The organism is Blautia sp. Sow4_E7 (assembly GCF_052116245.1).
Taxonomy (GTDB): domain Bacteria; phylum Bacillota; class Clostridia; order Lachnospirales; family Lachnospiraceae; genus Blautia_A.
On record NZ_JBQKLL010000006.1, the window covers coordinates 75,250 to 94,700 of the forward strand.

General features: G+C 44.3%; 23 protein-coding genes. All 23 read right to left on the reverse strand.

Going from position 1 to position 19,451, the window contains the following annotated elements:
- Positions 1-7: 7 nt before the first annotated feature.
- A complete protein-coding gene (locus ACTQ50_RS05595; protein ID WP_441483335.1) occupies positions 8-145 on the reverse strand; it encodes a hypothetical protein in 138 nt (45 codons plus the stop codon).
- A 35-nt stretch (positions 146-180) separates the two neighbouring features.
- A complete protein-coding gene (locus ACTQ50_RS05600) occupies positions 181-534 on the reverse strand; it encodes a hypothetical protein (protein ID WP_441483336.1) in 354 nt (117 codons plus the stop codon).
- Positions 535-721: 187 nt separating this feature from the next.
- Complete coding sequence (locus ACTQ50_RS05605) at positions 722-1,102, reverse strand: hypothetical protein (RefSeq protein ID WP_441483337.1); 381 nt, start codon at positions 1,100-1,102, stop codon at positions 722-724.
- A 177-nt stretch (positions 1,103-1,279) separates the two neighbouring features.
- On the reverse strand, positions 1,280-1,717 hold the full coding sequence (locus ACTQ50_RS05610; protein WP_441483338.1) for a putative ABC transporter permease: 438 nt from the start codon (positions 1,715-1,717) through the stop codon (positions 1,280-1,282).
- A 4-nt stretch (positions 1,718-1,721) separates the two neighbouring features.
- The gene (locus tag ACTQ50_RS05615) at positions 1,722-2,390 is read right to left on the reverse strand and encodes a DUF4376 domain-containing protein (RefSeq protein ID WP_441483339.1); all 669 of its coding nucleotides are present in this window, start codon (positions 2,388-2,390) and stop codon (positions 1,722-1,724) included.
- Positions 2,374-3,732, reverse strand: coding sequence for a reverse transcriptase domain-containing protein (locus tag ACTQ50_RS05620; RefSeq protein WP_441483340.1), 1,359 nt, complete (start codon positions 3,730-3,732; stop codon positions 2,374-2,376). Before ACTQ50_RS05620 ends, ACTQ50_RS05615 begins: the two co-directional genes overlap by 17 nt.
- A 415-nt stretch (positions 3,733-4,147) precedes the next feature.
- Entirely contained in the window at positions 4,148-5,839 is a 1,692-nt protein-coding gene (locus ACTQ50_RS05625) for a hypothetical protein (protein ID WP_441483341.1), read from the reverse strand.
- A 15-nt stretch (positions 5,840-5,854) separates the two neighbouring features.
- The gene (locus ACTQ50_RS05630; RefSeq protein WP_441483342.1) at positions 5,855-6,235 is read right to left on the reverse strand and encodes a phage tail-collar fiber domain-containing protein; all 381 of its coding nucleotides are present in this window, start codon (positions 6,233-6,235) and stop codon (positions 5,855-5,857) included.
- Positions 6,235-7,215, reverse strand: a complete 981-nt coding sequence (locus ACTQ50_RS05635) for a putative phage tail protein (protein WP_441483343.1) — start codon at positions 7,213-7,215, stop codon at positions 6,235-6,237. The genes ACTQ50_RS05630 and ACTQ50_RS05635 overlap by 1 nt, the downstream gene beginning before the upstream one ends.
- Positions 7,199-8,401 (reverse strand): baseplate J/gp47 family protein, encoded by a 1,203-nt coding sequence (locus ACTQ50_RS05640; RefSeq protein ID WP_441483344.1) that lies wholly within the window; start codon positions 8,399-8,401, stop codon positions 7,199-7,201. Before ACTQ50_RS05640 ends, ACTQ50_RS05635 begins: the two co-directional genes overlap by 17 nt.
- A complete protein-coding gene (locus ACTQ50_RS05645; protein ID WP_441483345.1) occupies positions 8,394-8,819 on the reverse strand; it encodes a DUF2634 domain-containing protein in 426 nt (141 codons plus the stop codon). Before ACTQ50_RS05645 ends, ACTQ50_RS05640 begins: the two co-directional genes overlap by 8 nt.
- A 16-nt stretch (positions 8,820-8,835) precedes the next feature.
- Positions 8,836-9,078 (reverse strand): hypothetical protein, encoded by a 243-nt coding sequence (locus ACTQ50_RS05650; RefSeq protein WP_441483346.1) that lies wholly within the window; start codon positions 9,076-9,078, stop codon positions 8,836-8,838.
- Positions 9,079-9,095: 17 nt separating this feature from the next.
- Positions 9,096-10,064: an XkdQ/YqbQ family protein gene (locus ACTQ50_RS05655; protein WP_441483347.1), complete on the reverse strand. Its 969-nt coding sequence runs from the start codon at positions 10,062-10,064 to the stop codon at positions 9,096-9,098.
- Positions 10,065-10,077: 13 nt separating this feature from the next.
- Entirely contained in the window at positions 10,078-10,806 is a 729-nt protein-coding gene (locus ACTQ50_RS05660) for an SH3 domain-containing protein (protein WP_441483348.1), read from the reverse strand.
- Positions 10,796-15,265 (reverse strand): phage tail tape measure protein, encoded by a 4,470-nt coding sequence (locus ACTQ50_RS05665; RefSeq protein WP_441483349.1) that lies wholly within the window; start codon positions 15,263-15,265, stop codon positions 10,796-10,798. The genes ACTQ50_RS05660 and ACTQ50_RS05665 overlap by 11 nt, the downstream gene beginning before the upstream one ends.
- A gap of 15 nt (positions 15,266-15,280) precedes the next feature.
- A complete protein-coding gene (locus ACTQ50_RS05670; RefSeq protein ID WP_441483350.1) occupies positions 15,281-15,514 on the reverse strand; it encodes a hypothetical protein in 234 nt (77 codons plus the stop codon).
- A complete protein-coding gene (locus ACTQ50_RS05675; RefSeq protein ID WP_441483351.1) occupies positions 15,514-15,984 on the reverse strand; it encodes a phage tail assembly chaperone in 471 nt (156 codons plus the stop codon). Before ACTQ50_RS05675 ends, ACTQ50_RS05670 begins: the two co-directional genes overlap by 1 nt.
- A gap of 79 nt (positions 15,985-16,063) precedes the next feature.
- Positions 16,064-16,504, reverse strand: a complete 441-nt coding sequence (locus ACTQ50_RS05680; protein WP_441483352.1) for a phage tail tube protein — start codon at positions 16,502-16,504, stop codon at positions 16,064-16,066.
- 18 nt (positions 16,505-16,522) lie between these two features.
- Positions 16,523-17,860, reverse strand: coding sequence for a phage tail sheath family protein (locus ACTQ50_RS05685; protein WP_441483353.1), 1,338 nt, complete (start codon positions 17,858-17,860; stop codon positions 16,523-16,525).
- Positions 17,860-18,105, reverse strand: coding sequence for a hypothetical protein (locus tag ACTQ50_RS05690; RefSeq protein WP_441483354.1), 246 nt, complete (start codon positions 18,103-18,105; stop codon positions 17,860-17,862). Before ACTQ50_RS05690 ends, ACTQ50_RS05685 begins: the two co-directional genes overlap by 1 nt.
- Positions 18,092-18,586 (reverse strand): hypothetical protein, encoded by a 495-nt coding sequence (locus tag ACTQ50_RS05695; RefSeq protein ID WP_441483355.1) that lies wholly within the window; start codon positions 18,584-18,586, stop codon positions 18,092-18,094. Before ACTQ50_RS05695 ends, ACTQ50_RS05690 begins: the two co-directional genes overlap by 14 nt.
- A 14-nt stretch (positions 18,587-18,600) precedes the next feature.
- Positions 18,601-19,086: an HK97 gp10 family phage protein gene (locus tag ACTQ50_RS05700; RefSeq protein ID WP_441483356.1), complete on the reverse strand. Its 486-nt coding sequence runs from the start codon at positions 19,084-19,086 to the stop codon at positions 18,601-18,603.
- Positions 19,086-19,445, reverse strand: a complete 360-nt coding sequence (locus tag ACTQ50_RS05705; protein WP_441483357.1) for a DUF3599 family protein — start codon at positions 19,443-19,445, stop codon at positions 19,086-19,088. The genes ACTQ50_RS05700 and ACTQ50_RS05705 overlap by 1 nt, the downstream gene beginning before the upstream one ends.
- Positions 19,446-19,451: the final 6 nt, after the last annotated feature.

Sequence of the window (19,451 nt, forward strand, 5' to 3'; positions counted from 1 at the left end):
TCGTTCATTATTCATCGTCATCATCATCGTAAGGATGACAAACATCTTCTATGTATCTGCCAATCTCCCATGACACAAGACCTATTGCTCCTGCGGCAATCCCAAGAGCGGCAAATATAGCAATCGCTACTGCTCTGTAACTCATCCTGCGCACCTCCGGTTTTTGGAGGGCGGCTTTATTTACCGCCCAGACGAATTGTTAATCTTTCCATCATCGAGAAGGTCTTTCACACCACAGAACCATTTTTCAATCAATACTGTCAGCATATCTTCTGTGATGAACGGCTGGAGCCAATTCGGAATAAGACCTCTTGCCTGGCTGATAACCCATTTCATTTTCTGCTTTCCGGATCCGCTCTGGCTATACATATGTTCTGCCTTAAGAATGAGCTTGTACACATCCTCCCGGATACCTTCAAGACCCTTCATCTTCATGTACTGGAATACGATTACGGCAGTAACCACAATCAGCAATAAAACCAACAGCAACAACACCGGAATCGGAATTCCTCTCAAAACGTTTAATAATTCCATTCTTCAAACCTCCTGTTAAATTAGAATGTGTTTTTGAAGCCATTACAGCCTCGTGCTACGTTTTTATCGTGTTATGCCTATAAATTATCATCGAGATATAAATAGGCGAAACAAACGGCAAATAGCCGCCTTAACTCACAAATGTGAGTAATGTGGATAATTTTGTGGAAAACCATTATTATGTACATCATAAAAATGAGTTTTCTTTCAGGCACTTCCTGTAAATCTCTCTTACCCCTTCGATGGAAGTCACAGCCTTGTTATTCTTAAATTTAGGGTGGTCATCACAATACTGTTCATATGTTCTGATGTCATCCATGATCTGGTTGAAATGCTCTTCAGTATGCTTCACATCATGCCTTGTCTCATCATAGAAACGGATAATACGGTATCTTGCAATCTCTGCATTGTTCTCGCTGATAGCATCCATCATATCAGCATTGAGCGCTTTCCCTATCCACCGTGCGATCATCCTCCATGGGTTGATTTCCAGAGGAGTAATTTCTATCAGTGTGAGAATTACAACTAACACACCGCCTCCGGTTTTCAGGATTTCTGCAATATCCATAGCACGTTACCTCCTCCCTGCCCTGTGTTTCCTCCACATCGTCAATGTCAGCATAAGGGCGGCAGCGCATCTCTATGATGTCAAGGTCTTTTTCTATCTGCTCAAGCGTCTTTGTTCCCTGCCCCTTCACGAGGAAGAGCAGGTCGTAAACACTCGACCAAAGCATGGAAATAATTTTCAGCATATTCTCCTCCGGAAAGTATAGCGCGGCTTCTCCTCACCAAAAATCCAGTGCCGAAGATAATCATCCATAATGATGCCAACAGCCGATAGGAAAAACCATGCAACGGAGAACGGAAGGCATATCTGCCCCATTATGTTTAATGGCATATTGCTGTAATCCCACACATTAAGGTTCAGCCATACATTCAGTATCATTCCGGCAACGAACTCAACAGCAGTAATATTTACAGCACATATAATCATCTGTTCAGGAAGTGGCATCTCCCACGGAATGACCTCATTCAGCATTCCGCACATCAAAAAGCACACACCTCCCACAAATATCATCGTGAAATGTGTGTGCCCCCGGAACAGCATCTCGATAAGGCAATAAATACATCCACCAAACACAAACAGGAATATGCTTTTAAATATATTCAACAGCATTCTCATAAGATCATTCCTTCTCTTTCAGATACTCTTTCAGCACAACGGACTGATATTCCTCTGGGATATCATCTCCGTAATGGATTGCTTCGATCTCTGACGCATATCTGCACGACTTGATCCAGTCGTACATACTGTTGCAATAGGTCTGCTGCATGGATACATGGGACATTGCCGCCTCGATGATGGTTTTCATCTCATCAGCTGTATAGAATTTACACGGGTTTCCGTCATTGTGATACTCACACTTCTCGGCACCTGCGGAAATCTGTGCCTGTTTTCCAAACAGGTTGATCTGGTCATGCACAGTAAGGCTGAAATGCTGGACCTCATCTCCGAGAGTTACGTCAATGCCGGAAATGATCGTGCTCTCACATTCTGCCGAAACCTCTGACATCTTTGCTGCTCTTCTAGCCTCAATCCCCAATTCGTTTGCATCAAAATCAGGGATTTGAGACAGCACGGAAAACCAGAAATCAAAATCGGCTGCAATCTCATCTTTTGAAATCACAGCCGAATTTACCTGGCAGAATATCTCATCTGCCTCATAACTTTCCTGATTTTCTTCGGTGGCAGGAACCACTCTTTCGTTATTGCGGAGCCATACATCAGCAATTCCGTTCGGTTTTACTTTATACAGCACCTTCTCCATAGTTTCAGGACTATTTACCACATACATAGTATCGCCTCCACATTTTGTAATATTTCTTCTCGTCATATTCCTTGCCTTTTGCATAATCACTGACGATCTTCCTTGCAACCTTCATGAGCTTATCTACACGGTGTTTCCTTCTGTATTTGAACATATCAGTATTTTTGAACCATCCATAGGATGAAATCACGCTCATTGCGAACTTTTTGCTGACCTGGATATGCTTCTTTATATGCTTGGAAAACATAGCCATCTTTCTCCTGCCGATAAGAAAAATATTTCTTCGGATAGTCACCCATGTTTCCCTGTGCCTCTTTGAATTTCCAAAATACTGTTTCGTGCTCACGGAACCACCGTGAAACCTAAAACCCATGTAGTCAAGCAATCCTCCTTTTGGTTTCCCATCAATCGCCTGATGCATTGTCTTTGATATGATCCAGTCCGGTTTTATCCTCATACCAAGGAACTCTGACATGTATTCGATCATCTTCTCAACCGCCGTTCTCATATCTTTTTTATTCGAACCGTACATGACTATATCATCTGCATAAAATATAACGTGCTTTACCAGTCGTTTCATTTTCGTCTGCCCTCTTCGGCAAACTGTCTTTACCAGATTTTCAGAAGCGTAATGGTACGCATATGAGAGGAAATAATTGCAAAGGTCTTTTGATACCGGAGAACCTATAAGTATGCCGACATCATTTGATACAGCTTCTGGTGATGGCCATTCCTCATAAATCTCAAAGAATGTCTCATACAAATAAAGCAGCTCTTCTGACTTTCTCAAATCACGGTGGAGCAATCCAAGTATCTTGTCATGAGGCATGGACGGATAGCATTTCTGAACATCTGCTTTCGCAAAGTATTTCGTCCCCTCCACATCTCCGGAAATCCACTTCCTTACGGCTTTCTTTCCGTAGTTCTGTCCTCTGTTCTTTATGGACGAACATTGATATATTCCAATCTTCGCACGAAACATAGGCTCTGTGGCTTTTCCAGTGATGACCTCATACAGTCTGAACAAAACTGTTTCAAGACCAAGTTCACGTTCTTTTCCGCTTCCCCTGTCCTTGATTTTTGTGTACCGTATAAGAGGTAATCCATAGCTGCATGAATCAATATGCTCTTTTACTGTTCGTGTCCGGATATGAAATGCCATATCCTCTGATAGCATTTTGTGAGACTCATTCCAAAAATCGCTCCCAGGCTTGAAATTCTCCCTGACATATTCCCTGGATACTCCCATATAATTTGAGAAAAACCTTACAGAGCTATTTTTCCGGTATTTATCGTGCATATATTCAGTGATGCCATCAAAGATCTTTTTCTCATCAGACACCACAAGATGTTTGCAATACGTTTTCATTATTCCTCTTTCTTTCTGCCTCAAGGACGTTCAGTGTTATTACTAGTCCCCACCTGTGCCCACTTCCGTCACAGGGTGTTACCGACATTTCTGTCGGGAACATGCTGGTTCGTCAATTTCGGGCATTCCGCCCCAGCCGTTACCGGGTCCCCTCTGGGGGAACGAAATACAGCACAACAAATTATGCAGAAAGACGAGCGGCGTAGCCCCAGATCGAGTTCGAAAGACCGAAGTTCAGGTCCGCATGCCGACGACCATCAAGCGCACCGTTGTTCAGGTTGCCCGAGCCAAGAACGGAAGCCACTGTGCTGTAAGTCCTGTTGAAACATTATTTACGAGTTACATTATTTGCGGATATCTTTCTGCCTCAAAAGGGGAGATCCCCTCTTGCCTCAATCGGCAATTCACCCCCTGCTTATGCAGCCGCTTTGCGTCCGCAACGCCCAGAGGCAGAAAGACGAGCGGCGTAGCCCCAGATCGAGTTCGAAAGACCGAAGTTCAGGTCCGCATGCCGACGACCATCAAGCGCACCGTCGGGCAGGCCGCCCGAGCCAAGAACCTCTCGCTGCCCGTCTGCGACGGTTGCGAGGTTCTCTGTAATGCATCCATCGGCATACCCAGTGGATGATGTTGCCTTGACCTCGGAAGGATAACGGACTTCCGGATGCTCTGCATCATATCCAAGCCTGCTGGTATATTTCCATCCTCCACCACAATCAGGAATTTCGTATCCCATAGCGAACCAATCTTCGGTCGTTGCTCCTGCGGTTGTCATCTTCGTACAGTCATAACAGATATACGGACGCATTACATGGTTCTCAATCTTCATGACCGTGTTTCCTTTCGGCTCCCAGAAGCCAGAGGACATCTCCACACCAAACAGGATGTACGGTTCTTTGTTGTTCGTGTTGCTTGTCGGAGATCCACAGGAACCAAGCACGTCATCACAAGCACCGGTATTCCACGGCATGGTTGACAGGTATGTAGGGCATGTGATACCGGAAACAACATTTGCAGTTGTAGCGAAGGTCGTTCCTCCATTATCTACATAAACGGCAGAGTTTACATCGTCATAATCCTCAATCTTGAGAATTTTCACTTTGTTTGCTTTTGCGTGCATTCCTGCCTGTCCTCTGTCGATATTTCCTGCATCACCGGAGCCGTTAAGGGATGTGGCATTGCCGATAGATACAGTAGAACCGACAATAAGGTTCCTTGCATTGCTCTTTGAGATGATAATCCTCTCTGCATCATCCTCAGTGATAGTAGCCGGATACTGCAAATAGTACGATGTGCACCCAGCCATCACAGACTGACTGTGCCGTGTTGCAAATGCAATTTCCATAAGCCGTGTCATTCTCTCGGAGTCCTGCGAAGTTTCTCCACAATACTGCGCCCCTTTAGCCTTTGCCTTTGTAAGGAAGCTCTGGAAGCTGTAATTCTTCGGAGATACACCAGAAATGGACGATGCCACACCATCTGCATTGTCTCCGGACATATACTTCGCAATAGCTACAAACGGTCTGATTGTGCCATCAGGACGGATAGCTCCTCCTTCCGGTACCCATTCATTCGTATGTCTGGTATCGGAAATCACTGTGGTTTCTCCATTTGCATCAAACTTACGATAAACATAATGCGTCAGATACAAGCACCATGCATCGTAGTCTGTTCTTGAAAACTCATTGTCGATATCCTTGATATACTGCACCTGGAAATCTCCGTTTTCATCAACATAGCCATTTACCTCGATATAGGCAAACGGACCTTTTCCGTCAAAATCATTTGTTGCACGGACGGTATTTGTGGATGGTGCTGCGGTCATACCTACAGCATCGTATAATCTGGTTCCTGTGCTGACCGGAGTAACGTCGAAGTCATCAAAATGAACTCCATACTTCTTTCCGTCTTTATGCAGATTAAGAAGGAACAAAGCCTGCTCATTCTTACTGGATGCAAAATTCGTTACAGCTTCTTTCAGTGCAACATCATTCTGAATGAGCTGTCTAAACAAAGCATTGAACACATCTGCGTGTCCAGGATCCGTTGTTTCGAGCATCCTCATTCTCTCATTGAAAACGGGATTGTCTGTGTCAAAATATGCCATTTTTTCTCATCCTCCTTAGAACATATCTTCGCATTCGAAAACAGCCTCCATGTCACCGTCCTTGCCTTTTTTCATGAACGACTTCATGGCTACCATATCCCCATCTGCATCATACAGACCACATTCGGAAATATACACTCCGGCAAGCTCATCTGCTGTGAGTGTGCAGCTATACCTTACCTTCGTGTCAGATACCACCTCGTATCCGTCCACCTGTTTCCTCAACACTTCTTTGTGGAGAGCATTCTGGTCTGCCGAGTGTGGAATGATAGTTCCTGCATCATTCACACCGCCTGTTCCGAATGCCATCCCTACGATTTTGGGTAACGGTGCGATTCCTGCTCTCGCATAGAGCATCTTCTTTTTTGCTTTGGTCGTAACGGTTGTTCCTGCCATTACAGTACCTCCCTTCCTGAATTAAGATTTATGGTTCCATCAAGCACGAAAGAGCCATCCAGCAATTTCGCCTTTGCAGGAATATACATTGATACGGAAAAATCTTCTTCGTTCTGAACGCTCATCCTGTGGATTTCTTTTGGGAAATACGGTGGCACATCCTGATCGAGCATCTTTGAGCCATCCAGCATTTCATTCCCGTCGAGAGTCTTTAATTCCTCCCACCAGTTCATAAGAACTCTGTGCTTCACAACAGTTTCAGCCTCGGATGATGTTTCACATTCAAATCTTTCTCGCATCATCTGAAAAAGCACCTGGTTTTCGGTTTCGGCACGGATCCGGTGAGATGACCTGAATAACGGAGGAAATTCCGTATCAAGGATTTTCTCTCCGTCAAGCAGATAACTACCATCAAGGCATCCTTCCCACCATGAAAAGCCTGTCCTGCACTTCATTCTTCCGAAATCTGCATTTTCCTTTGTCTCAAATCCGCATATCACATTCCTGACAACGAACAAAAGGTGTGCCGGAAACCTTCTTTCAATGATCTGGTATATCCTCTTGTTAGAAAACAGTTTCCCATCATTACAGAAAATCCTTATATTCAGACAGCTTCTGTCATTCCACCACAATTCGCTGTCACATTCTCCATACGTCCTTACAATTGATTGGATAACACTCTTTGACAGCTTTCCGGTTCCTGAATAATATGCCTGCACAACCCTTCTGCGTTCATCAATCGTGATGCCATCATCCTGCTCAATACAGAGCATCTTTTCATACTCGACAAGGGACGGGTAATCAGCCTGTGATGGAAATATGTTCTTGACTTCCTGCTCCATTTTCTTGGCCATAACATCGAGAAGCCATCCTTCGAACATGTATACGGCATCCATTTCCCTGTACTCAGTCCACCATTTAGGACCACTCCCAGAGATTTCCTCATATCCGGATGTTGACGAATTATAAAATATTTCCATCGACACTCACCTCCCCGAGCACAGGGATTTGAAGGATAGAAAATGTTATATTCGCCTCATTCCCATTCAAAGTAAGGTTATCGTAATCAATCACCTCGTCCATATTTTCAAGAATAGACCCGACTCTTACATACCGAATCGCCATGCCGCTTGAATATTCCTCCAATGCCATGTTTGAGAAGTATTTCTGCAAAAGCTCTTTGAACCCCTCCTGTATTCCAGAATAGGTTGCCTCACTTTTCTTTAACACAGATACGGAAATATCGATCTTCACAGGCTCAACTGCAACTGCAGTGAAAAACTGTCCGATGTTTGCGACACCTTCACCCATTCCGGTACATCCCGGGTCGATATAATTCTGGACATTTCCGACGATAGTCTGCGAAGGCACACCACCTGTTGAAGATACAATGACACCCTTTACGGTGTTCACTCCATCCCAAAGAGGGATAATCCTCGCAGAACCTACACCCTCAACAGACTCACACCATGTCCGAACCTGTGATTTATTTCCGTTTTCATCGGGACCAGAAATACGGTTTATCAATCTTTCCCTTGCCGAATCATCACTCTCTGCATCGGTCGCAGGAATTGCAAGATCCCCGAGAGTTGCGCTGATAAGCCCATCTACGTCAAGGTCTGGTATGACCTTCAAGCCGGATGCGAGATTATTCATGTCTGTTCCCATATCATCTGATATGAGAATATATCTCCCATCTGAATCTTTTGACAGAGTGAAGAAATAATCTTCCACCGACATTTTTGAGTCAAGCTCCGGCGCAATCCCTACAAACGAAACATAATATGTAGCTGCTGTGGGATTTTCAGGACTTCTTTTCAGCCCTCTCTCCATCATCTTTTCGTCAAGGATGTCTCCTGTGCAGGTCTTTAAAGAAATAATATCCTTGACCATTTTCAACTGCTCAAGGAACATACTCGTTCTGATGATGCTGCCCATGCATGCATCCCAGTATATGCTGCCCTGTCTTGTATCAACATTCAGATATGCCCCCATATCAAAGAACTGTTCAATAAGCACATCCTCTGTGATATCGTTCAATGGTAAATCCTCAATATTTTTCAGGTTGCCAACGATCTCTGTTTCGACTTCGAGAGGGGCATCTGCAAGCATAAGAGCCATAGCAGTTTTAAATTCCTGTATATTTTTCTCCATTGTTTCAGCCATCGTTAATGTCCCCCTCTACCATAGTATCGCCAAATATTGTTACTGCTGAAAACGAGACATGGACGGAGTCTCCTGTCAGCACTTCAAACAATATGTCGGAAACCTCAATGATTTCCTCCATATTCAAAAAGGCTTCCTCGATCATTGCTGGGATATCAGATTCGAGATATCCGGGTGTAAGGTCAAGGTTGCCTATTTTATTCATAATGTCGCATCCGTACTGGTCATCGTAAATCGCATGAGCATACCTTCTCGTCTGTAATGCCTTAAACATATTCTGTTTGGCGGCATCCAGTCCGTCTACCATGCCGATTATTCTTTTGTTTTCAAAATCCATCCGGTAATTTCGGAATATTGTTCCTGTATCATCATCCTGTTCTTCATAAGACAGTATGCTGACGCTTTCTTCTTCGCCCAATCTTCACACCCTCCTTTCACACTTTGTCGAGGAAATAATATACTTTGTTTTTGTTTACGGACAACAGATACCAATAATCACCCTTATTCAAAGGCTGCTTCTCAGACGGAATAATCACAGATTGGTCTGACAGCGTAATGTTCATATCATCAACAAGAACAACCTGCAAAGGGTTGGTTTCTGCTATATATCCTGCAACGATATGAGGCATATCCTGTCCTGATATCTGCCTTATGATTTCAGTAATATTCTTTGACATGTTCCATACCCCTACACTCAGGATGTTTTCTCATAGCTAAGTTTCAAATCCATCTTATGGTTACCATTCTCAAACGTGTGTGTGTCCTCCTCGATAAACATGATACGCTTCGTGTTTATCGGAGATATCTGCACATATGCACATTTACCGGATACGCACCTCATATCCCCGGATGCACTTATCTTAAGCTCGTTGGATATGACGCTTGAATCCCTTTCGAACACTCGCAGTTTCCTCTTTAACTCTGTTTTTGTTATATCCTCATCTACAGTCTGCACATCGGCAAACTTTCCAATCTTCTTTTCAAGAGAAGAATTCACAGTGCTTCCTTTGCTTTTTCCTTTCGAAGTAATAAGTTTAAGTCTTGTCCTTGTGTTATAAATAGACCTGGACATATCGTAGCTGATCACATTCCCATCGAGAGACAATACAGGCATCTGCGATTGTTCTTCCCTCTTCCGGAGATATATCTTCCCTTTTTCGGAGCACACATAATATCTTATTCCGGTGGAGCGATATGTCTGGCTTAAAGCATCCTCAATTACATCCCAGTATGTTGTCGCCTTCTTTATCAACTCTCCGATAACATGACCCGTGTTCACAGCGGATCCGAGAGGTAGCCCGAGCTTTTTCAAGCAGTATTTGAAAATATATGTGGCTGTCTTATTCTTAAAAGAAAAGCTGCCTTTGTTGTTACATAGATAAATACAATTATCGTATGCCTTAATCGTCAGTGTCCTCTCGCTGCTTCGGCTGTCTGTCATAAGAAGCCCTCTGAATATCTCATCTTTCCCAAGATAAAAGAAAACCTGCTGTCCTTCACCGGAATTCGCAGGAGCTCTTGCAAACTGCTCTGAGTCAGAAATGGTTGCGCTCAATGTTCTCGGTGCGTCTCCCCTTCTTCCAGAAACAGTAACCTTCTTCAAAAGATTTGTCACTTTCGTGTGGGTATCATTCTGAACAATCTCTAAAGTAATGTCATTCATAAACACACCCCCACTATACTTTTTTCAGCCACGAATTATAGGCATATCCCCATTTGCTTCCGTATTTGACATGGTACCATTTTCCGTTTTTCTTTCCGTCAGATGATACTTTCGTTCCATAAGGCATGAGACCAATTATTTTTGCATTCGGACCGGTACGCAAATGAAGTCCACTCTTTGCCGTGGTCTTGTAGTATACTGTCTTTTTATTGCTAGGTCTCTTTCCACTACTGGTTTTTTGAGGCTTACTGTTCTTCTTTTTCTTGTACGTTTCAACAGCCGGTTTCCTGTGCTCCCTGATTTTCACTTTGTAATAAATCGTTCCTACATCTCCACCCTGCTCATACGGCACATATGATGCTATATCAGCATACATATTGATTGAAAATGGAGATCCCACAAGAACAAAGTGGAATGGATTATTCGCATTCATCAGGGCTAGCATCCACTTATGCCATGTTGAAGGGTTTTTGAATTCCTTCTCCATACACGAACAATAATTCTTCCCGTACACAGAAGGGAAAATTGACTCAAACTCAATCGTTATTGCATCCCTTTTCCCTCTGTGAAGTATCTCTCCGAACGTATCTATATCAACAGATGTCAGCTTTCCATTCACGGTAAGACTGATCTTCTGTGGAAGCATTGGAAGGACATACACTTTTTTGTCATTGTCATAATTAAAGAACATCCGGTATTTTGTCGGATTATTCGCATTTTCGCTGAACATATTAGAACTCATATGATGCGTCACCTCCTACCAGAGCCTCTTCCTCTACAATGTTCACAAAGACTTCCCTTGCCTTCTCAAGGAGTATCTGAACCACATCGTCTTTAGACACTCCGCCTCCTACCCTCAAATTACCGCTTCCGTTGATATTGATATTGATTTCCTTGCTTATAGATTTTGAACCGCCGCCTGCGCCTGTATCGGCTTTAGAGACGGTATCTGGTGATGTCTGTATAGGCTTATCATCACCAAACATGCCGAGCATTTCTCCGGCCTGTTGCCAGATGGATTTTGCATTTTCAGAACCATCGAGAGGAATATACGCTTCTGGTCCTGCCTCTGCCAATACTCCATAATGCGGTGTATCAAAAATACCACCGGAAGCATGCGCATATACCGTGGCTGTTCCGCTTCCTCCACCAGAAAACGTGATGGTCTTTGATGGATTCGCAATACTATAATTTACTGTGATACTTGCATTTGTGGCGGCATGGAACGTCTTATTGAATGCCGAAGTGAGAGCAGATTGGAATTTTGATGCGAACGCACTTGTTGTTGCATCAAAATTATCTGTACCCATCTGTGCTGTCACATTCGTTGTTGCTGTAGATGAGATCGTCTGTTCCTTCAAGGCATTTTCTGTCGCAGATGTGACCTGTGACGTATCTGTTGTCCCAGGAACATATGTGGTATCAGTAACAATTTCCTGCTTTGCACTTCCGGATGATAATTCCTCTGTGGCTGCATTCTCAACCTGCGATGTATCAGTAACACCAGGGACATATGTCGTATTGCTGGTCACTGTTTTGTCAACGGTCGTTTCTCCTCCTGCCGCTGATTGAGCCGCATCTTCTGCGGCTTGTCCAGCTTCGGAAGCACCGGTATCATCCACCGTACCTGCACTGGTGGTCACATTCACCTGAACCTCTGTTTCGGTTTCTGAATTTCCAGTTTCGCTCTGGATTGCTTCGTCAGTGGCTTCACCAACTCCGCTCGCCTCAACTGCGACAAGCTCCTTCGGAATATTAATCGTTGCCCCAACATTGATAAGGTCAGGGTTGGTGATCTGAGGATTATATTTCAGCAACTCATCTACAGTAGATCCTACCTTTGATGCAATTCCGGACAGCGTGTCTCCTGCGACAACTTCATATTCGACGGTGGCTGTTCCGTTTATGGTCTTTTCGACACCGGTTGCCTCCAACCCCTCAAACGCTTTGTTTATAAGCTCTCCAACATGTTCCTCATTCACTTCCACATTTTCAATGTCTGCCTGCATTCCCTCAATAGTCACAGGCTCATCTGTAGTTTCTGCGGTAGCTCTTTCTAAGGCCGTCCTCAATTCTTCCGGAACAGAAACTGTACCTTCCTGAATAGCCTGAACTAGAGCTTCGCTTGCAGGATCAGCTACCATCTGGTTTGCAAATACCTGCCATGCGGCATCAGCATCACCTGCTGCTGCTCCAACCATCATAGCGTCATTGAATGCTGTCATAACATCCTGCGGGATAGCCTGACCCATTTCCCTGTACTCATCAATCAGCCCTGTCATACTTTCAACATCTGGCTTCATAGCATCGAATACTTTAGAAAGTGCCTTCTGGTCCTTACTGCTGAATATATTCGTGCCTGTCATTGCGTTTGTATAACCATACTGCATGGAGTCAAACAAGGAGCTGTAATCCTGATTTGCAAGGTAATTATTTGCATTCTTCAAAAATTCGCTTGTGGAACTTTCTATGCTAAGCCTATTTTCATTCAGCTTTTCTCCATAAGCATCGGAAAGCGTATTGGTTTCGAACTGCAAACTATTCCCAAGCATGGAAGCCTCGCTGTTCCGTGCCGCATATCCAGCCTGCTGTTTATAGCTCACGAGCTCTTCGTCAGAAATCCTCTGCACTCCGTTTTCGTCTTTCCTGTTCAGAGAATTCAGGGTTGCATATAATTTCTTTTCTGACTCTTCGAGAGCACTTGCCGCAGTTTCTCTCTGGTCAGCAAGCTCCTCGACAACCTTTTCAAATGCATCTTCTGTAAGCGCCTGCCCGGACAGCCTTCCATACTTTCTGGTGAGCATATCCATTTCAGCCTGAGCTTCTGACTCTTTCCATCCGGCCATAATGTTGCTGATCTTACTCTGCAACTGGTCAATGGCAGCCTGCTCGTCAACATCAATGATGCCATCTTCCAATGCGGTCTGCACAAGGTTCGTTAATCCGGCTGAAAGATATGACATATCCTGCAAATCACTGGCAGCCCATTCAGATATTTTTCCTGCAAGGCTGGAACCATCAGCCATTTTTATTCCGAAACTGGATATTGTCATTTCGGCGGCAAGAGTCTGTTCCTGTAATGCATTTTGGATATTCTCTGTAAACGTGGCAATATTCTGCATATATGTACTGGTCTCATCCTCTGTGAGGCTGATTCCAATACGCGCCTTCCATTCGATAGCATCATTCTCCTGCAACGCTTCCTCTGCCTGCTTCTTAGCTGTCTCTGCATTATCAAAATGCCCAAGCGCTGTCTGGATATCCACGAGCCATGTGGCATTAATTATATGGGATGCCACATCGGAGATCTGTTCTGCCGAAAGTTCTATATCTCCAAAGTGTTCTGAAAAACTACTATCAATCTGTTGCTGATTGTACGAGTGGATTGCAAATCCAACAGCCGTGAGTGCCGCAACAGCAGCCGCAGCTCCTGCCGCCCATGGATTTCCAAACAACGTAGCCCCAAAACCTTTTAATGCAGATACCATCCCTCCTGCTTCTGTCACTTTGTCTGCAATCTTCATTCCTGCGCTTACAGTTTTCATTGCCGCAAATCCGGTGCCAATGGAAACAAATGTGCTTCCGATTGCCTCTGGGTTCTTCAATATTGTTTCGAGCAAAGGTTTTAATGCATTTCCTACTTTTGAAATTCCTTTTGCAGCACTTCCAAATGCTTCTGGAACCCAGGATGTCAAGTCTGGTATGATTTCATTTGTGATGTATTGCGTCTCTTCTCTTAATGGCTCTTCGAGATTTTCAAAAATCTGCAATTTCATTTCTTCAAACGCAGAACTCATATTCGCTGCATCTCCACGAAGATTATCATTCATCGTGTCAGCCATTTCTTCAGATGCTCCTCCAGCAGATCTCAAGGCATCCTCATACCCAGATACTTTATCCATTCCCTCTGTCAAAATCATATTCAGCGCCTTTATGGAATCGCTGGTAAATGTGGAACCTAGTGCGGCTGCCTTCTCTGCGTCACCCATCCCATTTGTGGCATTTTCAACGTCAGTGAGAATATCGGTAAGGTCACGGAAATTTCCCTGGGAGTCCTGAACGGCAACCGAAGTTTCTCCGATCTTTATCGCACCATTCTCCATTTTTTGCGTTATGTCTCGCATAGTTGCCGCCAATGCGGTTCCTGCTTCTGAACCTTTATAACCTTGATTGGCCATGGCTTCCAACAGAGATGTTGTTGTCTCTACATCCTGCCCTGCAGCATGCATATTGGCGGCTGAATTTCTGTAAGCTTCACCCAACTGTGCCGCTGTTGTATTACTGTTTGATTGTGCGTACGAAAGCATATCTGCAAAATATGTGGATTTACTTGCCTCCATACCAAACGCAGACAGGTAATCGGTAACCATATCAGACGCTTCTCCAAGTCCCATGCCTGAGGCTGCCGCAAGGTTCAGCACCCCTCCAAGAGCCTGTGAGGACTGGTTAGCATCCCATCCTGCGAGCGACATATATTTCAATGCCTCTGCCGCTTCTGTTGCAGAGAAAACGGTAGTGGCTCCATAGGATCGTGCTGTCTCCTCCATCTTCGAAAGCTCACTGGAAGATGCTCCGGATATTGCCTGCACTTCTGACATCATGGATGTAAAATCAGAGCCAACATTTATGGAGTCCATCGTAAAATCTTTTATCTTATCAAGAACAACGGCTCCTGCTACAACTGCGAATAATTTCTGCAAAGCACTTCCAAGTGTTCCTGCTTTGGATGCGGTTTTATCCATAGACTCCCCTGCATCATCTGCTTTGTCAGCAAAATCATCCATGTCATCAGCCCCAGCTCCAAGTCCGTCAAGACCGTCTCCAAGTCCGCTTGCAGATGTTTTCAAATTATCTACGCTTTCACCTGCCTTGCTTGCTGACTCTGCAAAATCATCAGCACTTTCAGATGCACTGGAAAAAGCATTTTCAGCCCCTCTAAAACTGCCGGAAGAGAATTCGTCAAAACCATCGAGGGCATCATCAATGGCATTTCCAAGGCTCTCTGCATGATTCTCGATGGAACTGAATGCGCTCCCTGCACTGCTCGCAAAGGATGTAGGGGCTTTTGAATTGAACGCTTTATCAATTTCTTTTCCTGCGGCACTTAACTGTTTGGCTGCTTCTCTTCCTGCGGAAGCAATGCTTTTCAGTTTATTACTGGCATTTTCGTTCAATGCCATGCGCACAGATATACTGCTCATCTCTTCACTCCTTTGCTACTTGGTTTTTATATAAACTCTTGCAAGTCTATCCATGGAATTTATAGGATTTTCCATGGCAAGCTGTTCCGAGGCAATATAGGCGAGCTGGACATTACGGGGCATATCAGCAAATTCTTCCATCCTCAATCCCCTTCTCTGCCAAAGGATATGGGCCCATCTCCATTCCATGTCAGAGCCCCTATCCATCCATTCGGCATCCCCAATGTCCTCCTCGCCTTCCCCGGACATCAGTTTTTTACTTCGTCAAGAATTTCTTTCTCTGTTTTCTCGCTCTCAAGACCGCAGGCTTTCATCAGGCACTTATCAGCATATGCAAAATCATCCTTTTCGGAAAAGATGATCTGCGGCATATCCAGACGGTCCACAACACCGTAATACTGCATCAGTTCGGGGTCATCCAGTTTCGGCTGAACAAAAGCCTCAACCATGATTGCCAATCCAGCGGCCTCTGCATCATAATCTTTAAGGACTGCAACCTGTCCATTCGCACCGATAATCGGTCTGCCCCCATTCTTGCGGTCACGGTAAACCTCTGTGGATTTGTAAGCATCTCTGATCTCTTTCTGCTCTTTTCTCGATAACCGCTTAATGATAAACGGAATGGGTTTTCCATCCTTATCAGTAAATTTTTCAATTCCAGGAAACTGCATTGTCCCCCTGTTTTTCAGTTCTTCCTTCATAAAAGCTTTCATGTCCATGATCTATTTTTCCTCCTATACGAACACAGGGAGAGGTTTCCCCCTCCCATCATTTCTGAATATTCTGTACGGCGAATAATTACGCCACTTTCTTTGCACCGAAGGTGATGTCTTCTTTTACAACATCTCCGTCAGTATCCATATCGATAAGATTGATATCGCCTGTCGGAACGCATCCGATACAGGTAACCTTCTCACTCTTATTCTTCACATAGAAGTCAGAGTTTGTATCGGTCTGAACCCCCTGAATGGTCATCTCAGGTGTGATGCCGCTCTTGAGGTACTTATCGATCATAGTGCGGTACATTCTCGTGGTCTTCCACTGTGTGATCTGCACTTCGATATCGTATCCAATCCAACGGCGGTTAGTTCCATGCTCGGACAACTGTTTGCCAGACCATACATCCGGTTTGAACACAACCTTGAATTTACAGCTATCTGCCACAAGAACACCGTCAATATAGACTTTTCCTTCTCTTGCGGAAAGAGGGCTGCTGTTCACTCTCTTAGTATCAGCCATATCGTTTTCCTCCTTTCATTACCGTGCAATGCCTGTGAAGTAATACTTCTCTGCACTGTCTACGGTCTGGATACCATATGTGATATATGTGCTGTCTCCGATAGACTCTCCTCTATCAACAAGGAAATCAGCATCAAGATCAACATTCTGAATTGCCCCATCATCAAGGAAGCTCTGGAGCATCGAACGTCCGAGACCTTCCATCACAGACCATCCATCCTCGTCGTTGTCAAATTTTCCGGGAACGAATGTTGTGAGAAGCATATTCGAAAAGGTATCATACACACGAAGCGGTCTGTTCTTCATGATGTCCTGCGGATCGTCCTGCAGAATTGTGACAAGGCTGTTGATGTCATATTCCAGAATAACATTTCCGTTATCATCCACACTGAAAAATGACTGTCCGGCTTTGATTGCCGCAATAGACTCTTCGTTGTTCTTTTCCCCTACCACTTTCGTAGCATTCGGGACCTGCGTATATGTGAGGGAAGTCACATAATCAGCACCGGCACTTGCTCCTGCGAGCCATGCGCACGCCTGCGGTACTGTAAGCTCTTTATCTCCATATTCGAAAGAATTCACAAGGTTGATAATTCCCTCGTAATCCGCATCGAAATTCGGAGCAACTGCCGTGCATTTCCATCCGATGCTCTCTCTGATATATTTAATCTTCGTGAGCAATGCTGCCTGAAGAGATACTTCCTCTGACGGGAAACACATACAGTTAAAACGTACCTTTTCAGACTTATCAAGGAAATTTGTAACACCAACATTTCCGGAAGTTTCGTCTGTTCCTCCAGAAAGCGTAGATGAAGCAAACGCTTCCATCTCTCCGGATCCGGAGAACTCAACGTACTCAGAAACTCCAGAAAGCTCATCCATTGTGCTTACGCCCTCAAACAGCTCCACTTCGGAACCGTCAAGGACAACAGATACATCAAACCCTCCAACAGGGTTTGCAACAGATACGATTTTGATTTTATTTCCAAGGCTTCCCTTGTACTTTGCCTTAACCGTAAGTTTGGAAGATCCTACCGTAATCTCGGATTTTGATTCTGTTCCCCCATCAGGAATATACACATATACTGTGGAAGATCCCATGAGCATAAGCTGCAGCATCAGCATATGGTCATTATCGTCATATACGCTACGACCAAATTCTGCAATATGAGCATCAGGAGAACCTGCGGAAACAATGATGAATTTTCCCCTCGGTCCCCAGTCATACCCGATCAGCGGAATAATTCCAACACCAGTAGTAGGAGCTACAGCCGAGGGCTGTCTTCCGTTCACGAGATTTACATACGTGCCAGGTCTAACTTTCGGCTGTGATTTTTTAAATGTTCCACCTGCCATTATTTTTTACCTTCCTTTCCGTAAAGCCATACATTAATGATGGCTTTCGCTTCTTTCAGCGTGAACTCTTTTTCTTTGTGTCCATGCATTGCACCGTCAAAAGTACTCTGAGTTACTCCAAACAACTTCATGCTGTTGGAACGGAGTTTGTCTCTGCTGAACTTCTGCTCATTCACAAAAGATTTGATCTGTTCTTCTGCCGATGCTTCATTCGTGTTTGATGTAGCTTTTTTAACTGCCGGCATCTCTCGCACCTCCATCCATTTTTTCTGCAGCACTTCTCCATGCCGCAATTATTTTCTCTGCTTTCTGCGTATCTTTCTCAGGGTGGAAATACGTCTCAATCTCAAAAGATAACTGCTCTATTCCGTCATCTATCTTTTGAGTGGATGGCATCCCTACCCTTACAAACTCTCCGTTTGGTTCTCCATCTGTTCCGAAAACAGGTATTTTGCATCCGGAAAGCATTATACGGTCTCTCATATCAGACACCTTCGCATACGCATCCCAATCCTCTGCCTCCATAAACCAGCAAATAAAAGTGATTGTACTGCACCATGACCTTAGAGTTGCTTTTCTACCTGCTGTATATGGAGGTTTGAAATATACGGACGGAACATAATAATTTTCTGGTATCTTCGTGAAATACCACTCTGTTCCATCGGACGCATTATCCTGTATAAACCGTATAGCAGCCGCAAGGCTCTGCTCTAATGTGATTTCCATACATCTCTGACCTCCTACGGAAAATATCTCTGGAAGAACTGCTCAAACGCTTTGTCTGCCATTTGAGGAAACAACTGTTTCATGACATCAACTGATTTATCAAAGAAATGTGATCCGGTAACGAACGAAGCTTTCAGCACCATTCCAGTCTTTGCTCCAGGTATGTATCTGAAATGCTTTCCTTCCCATACACCAGGCACAAACCTTCCTGGCTTTTGCTTATGTCCGTAATTCACATATTTCGCATATTCGACGCTTGTTCCAATGGTAAGGACGAGCCCTCCAAGGTCAAGCTGGTAAACATTTCCTGCCCCTCCTTTTGTGAATGAAGCAAGTAATTTACCCATGTCCACATTGCCTGCGCTCTGTATCTGTTCCTGAACGATATCAAGGAACTCATCCCCTGCCTCTTTCAGGACTTCTCCAGCATACGGTTTAAGGTCTGCGGCTGCAGCCTCGCACCTTCGTGCAAACTCTTCAAGTTCGCTGACATCAATCATCAGATTGCCCCCTTTATTCCTTCCTCTCTTCGTATCGTTACAACGATGTGGTGGTTCCCGTGAACCGCTTTTGGTATTCCTGCCCTGAACATATACCCTCTGATTTTCACAAAGTCATTTTCTTTTATGTCAGTTCCGTATGGCAGTGCAAGTTTTGCTTCTCCATCGACAACAGCAAATGGTTCTTTCTGTTTTATGGAAAGAGAGGAATTCACATAAAAATGGCAAGGTACATCCTCTATATCAGGAATGTCCTTGCACGCTTTTGTTTTCGATGCTTTTATTCCATAACCGACTTTCGTATCATCCTCAACGGGATGGTATATATCGCATCTGTGATTTAGAAAATCCTCGAACATTTCTCG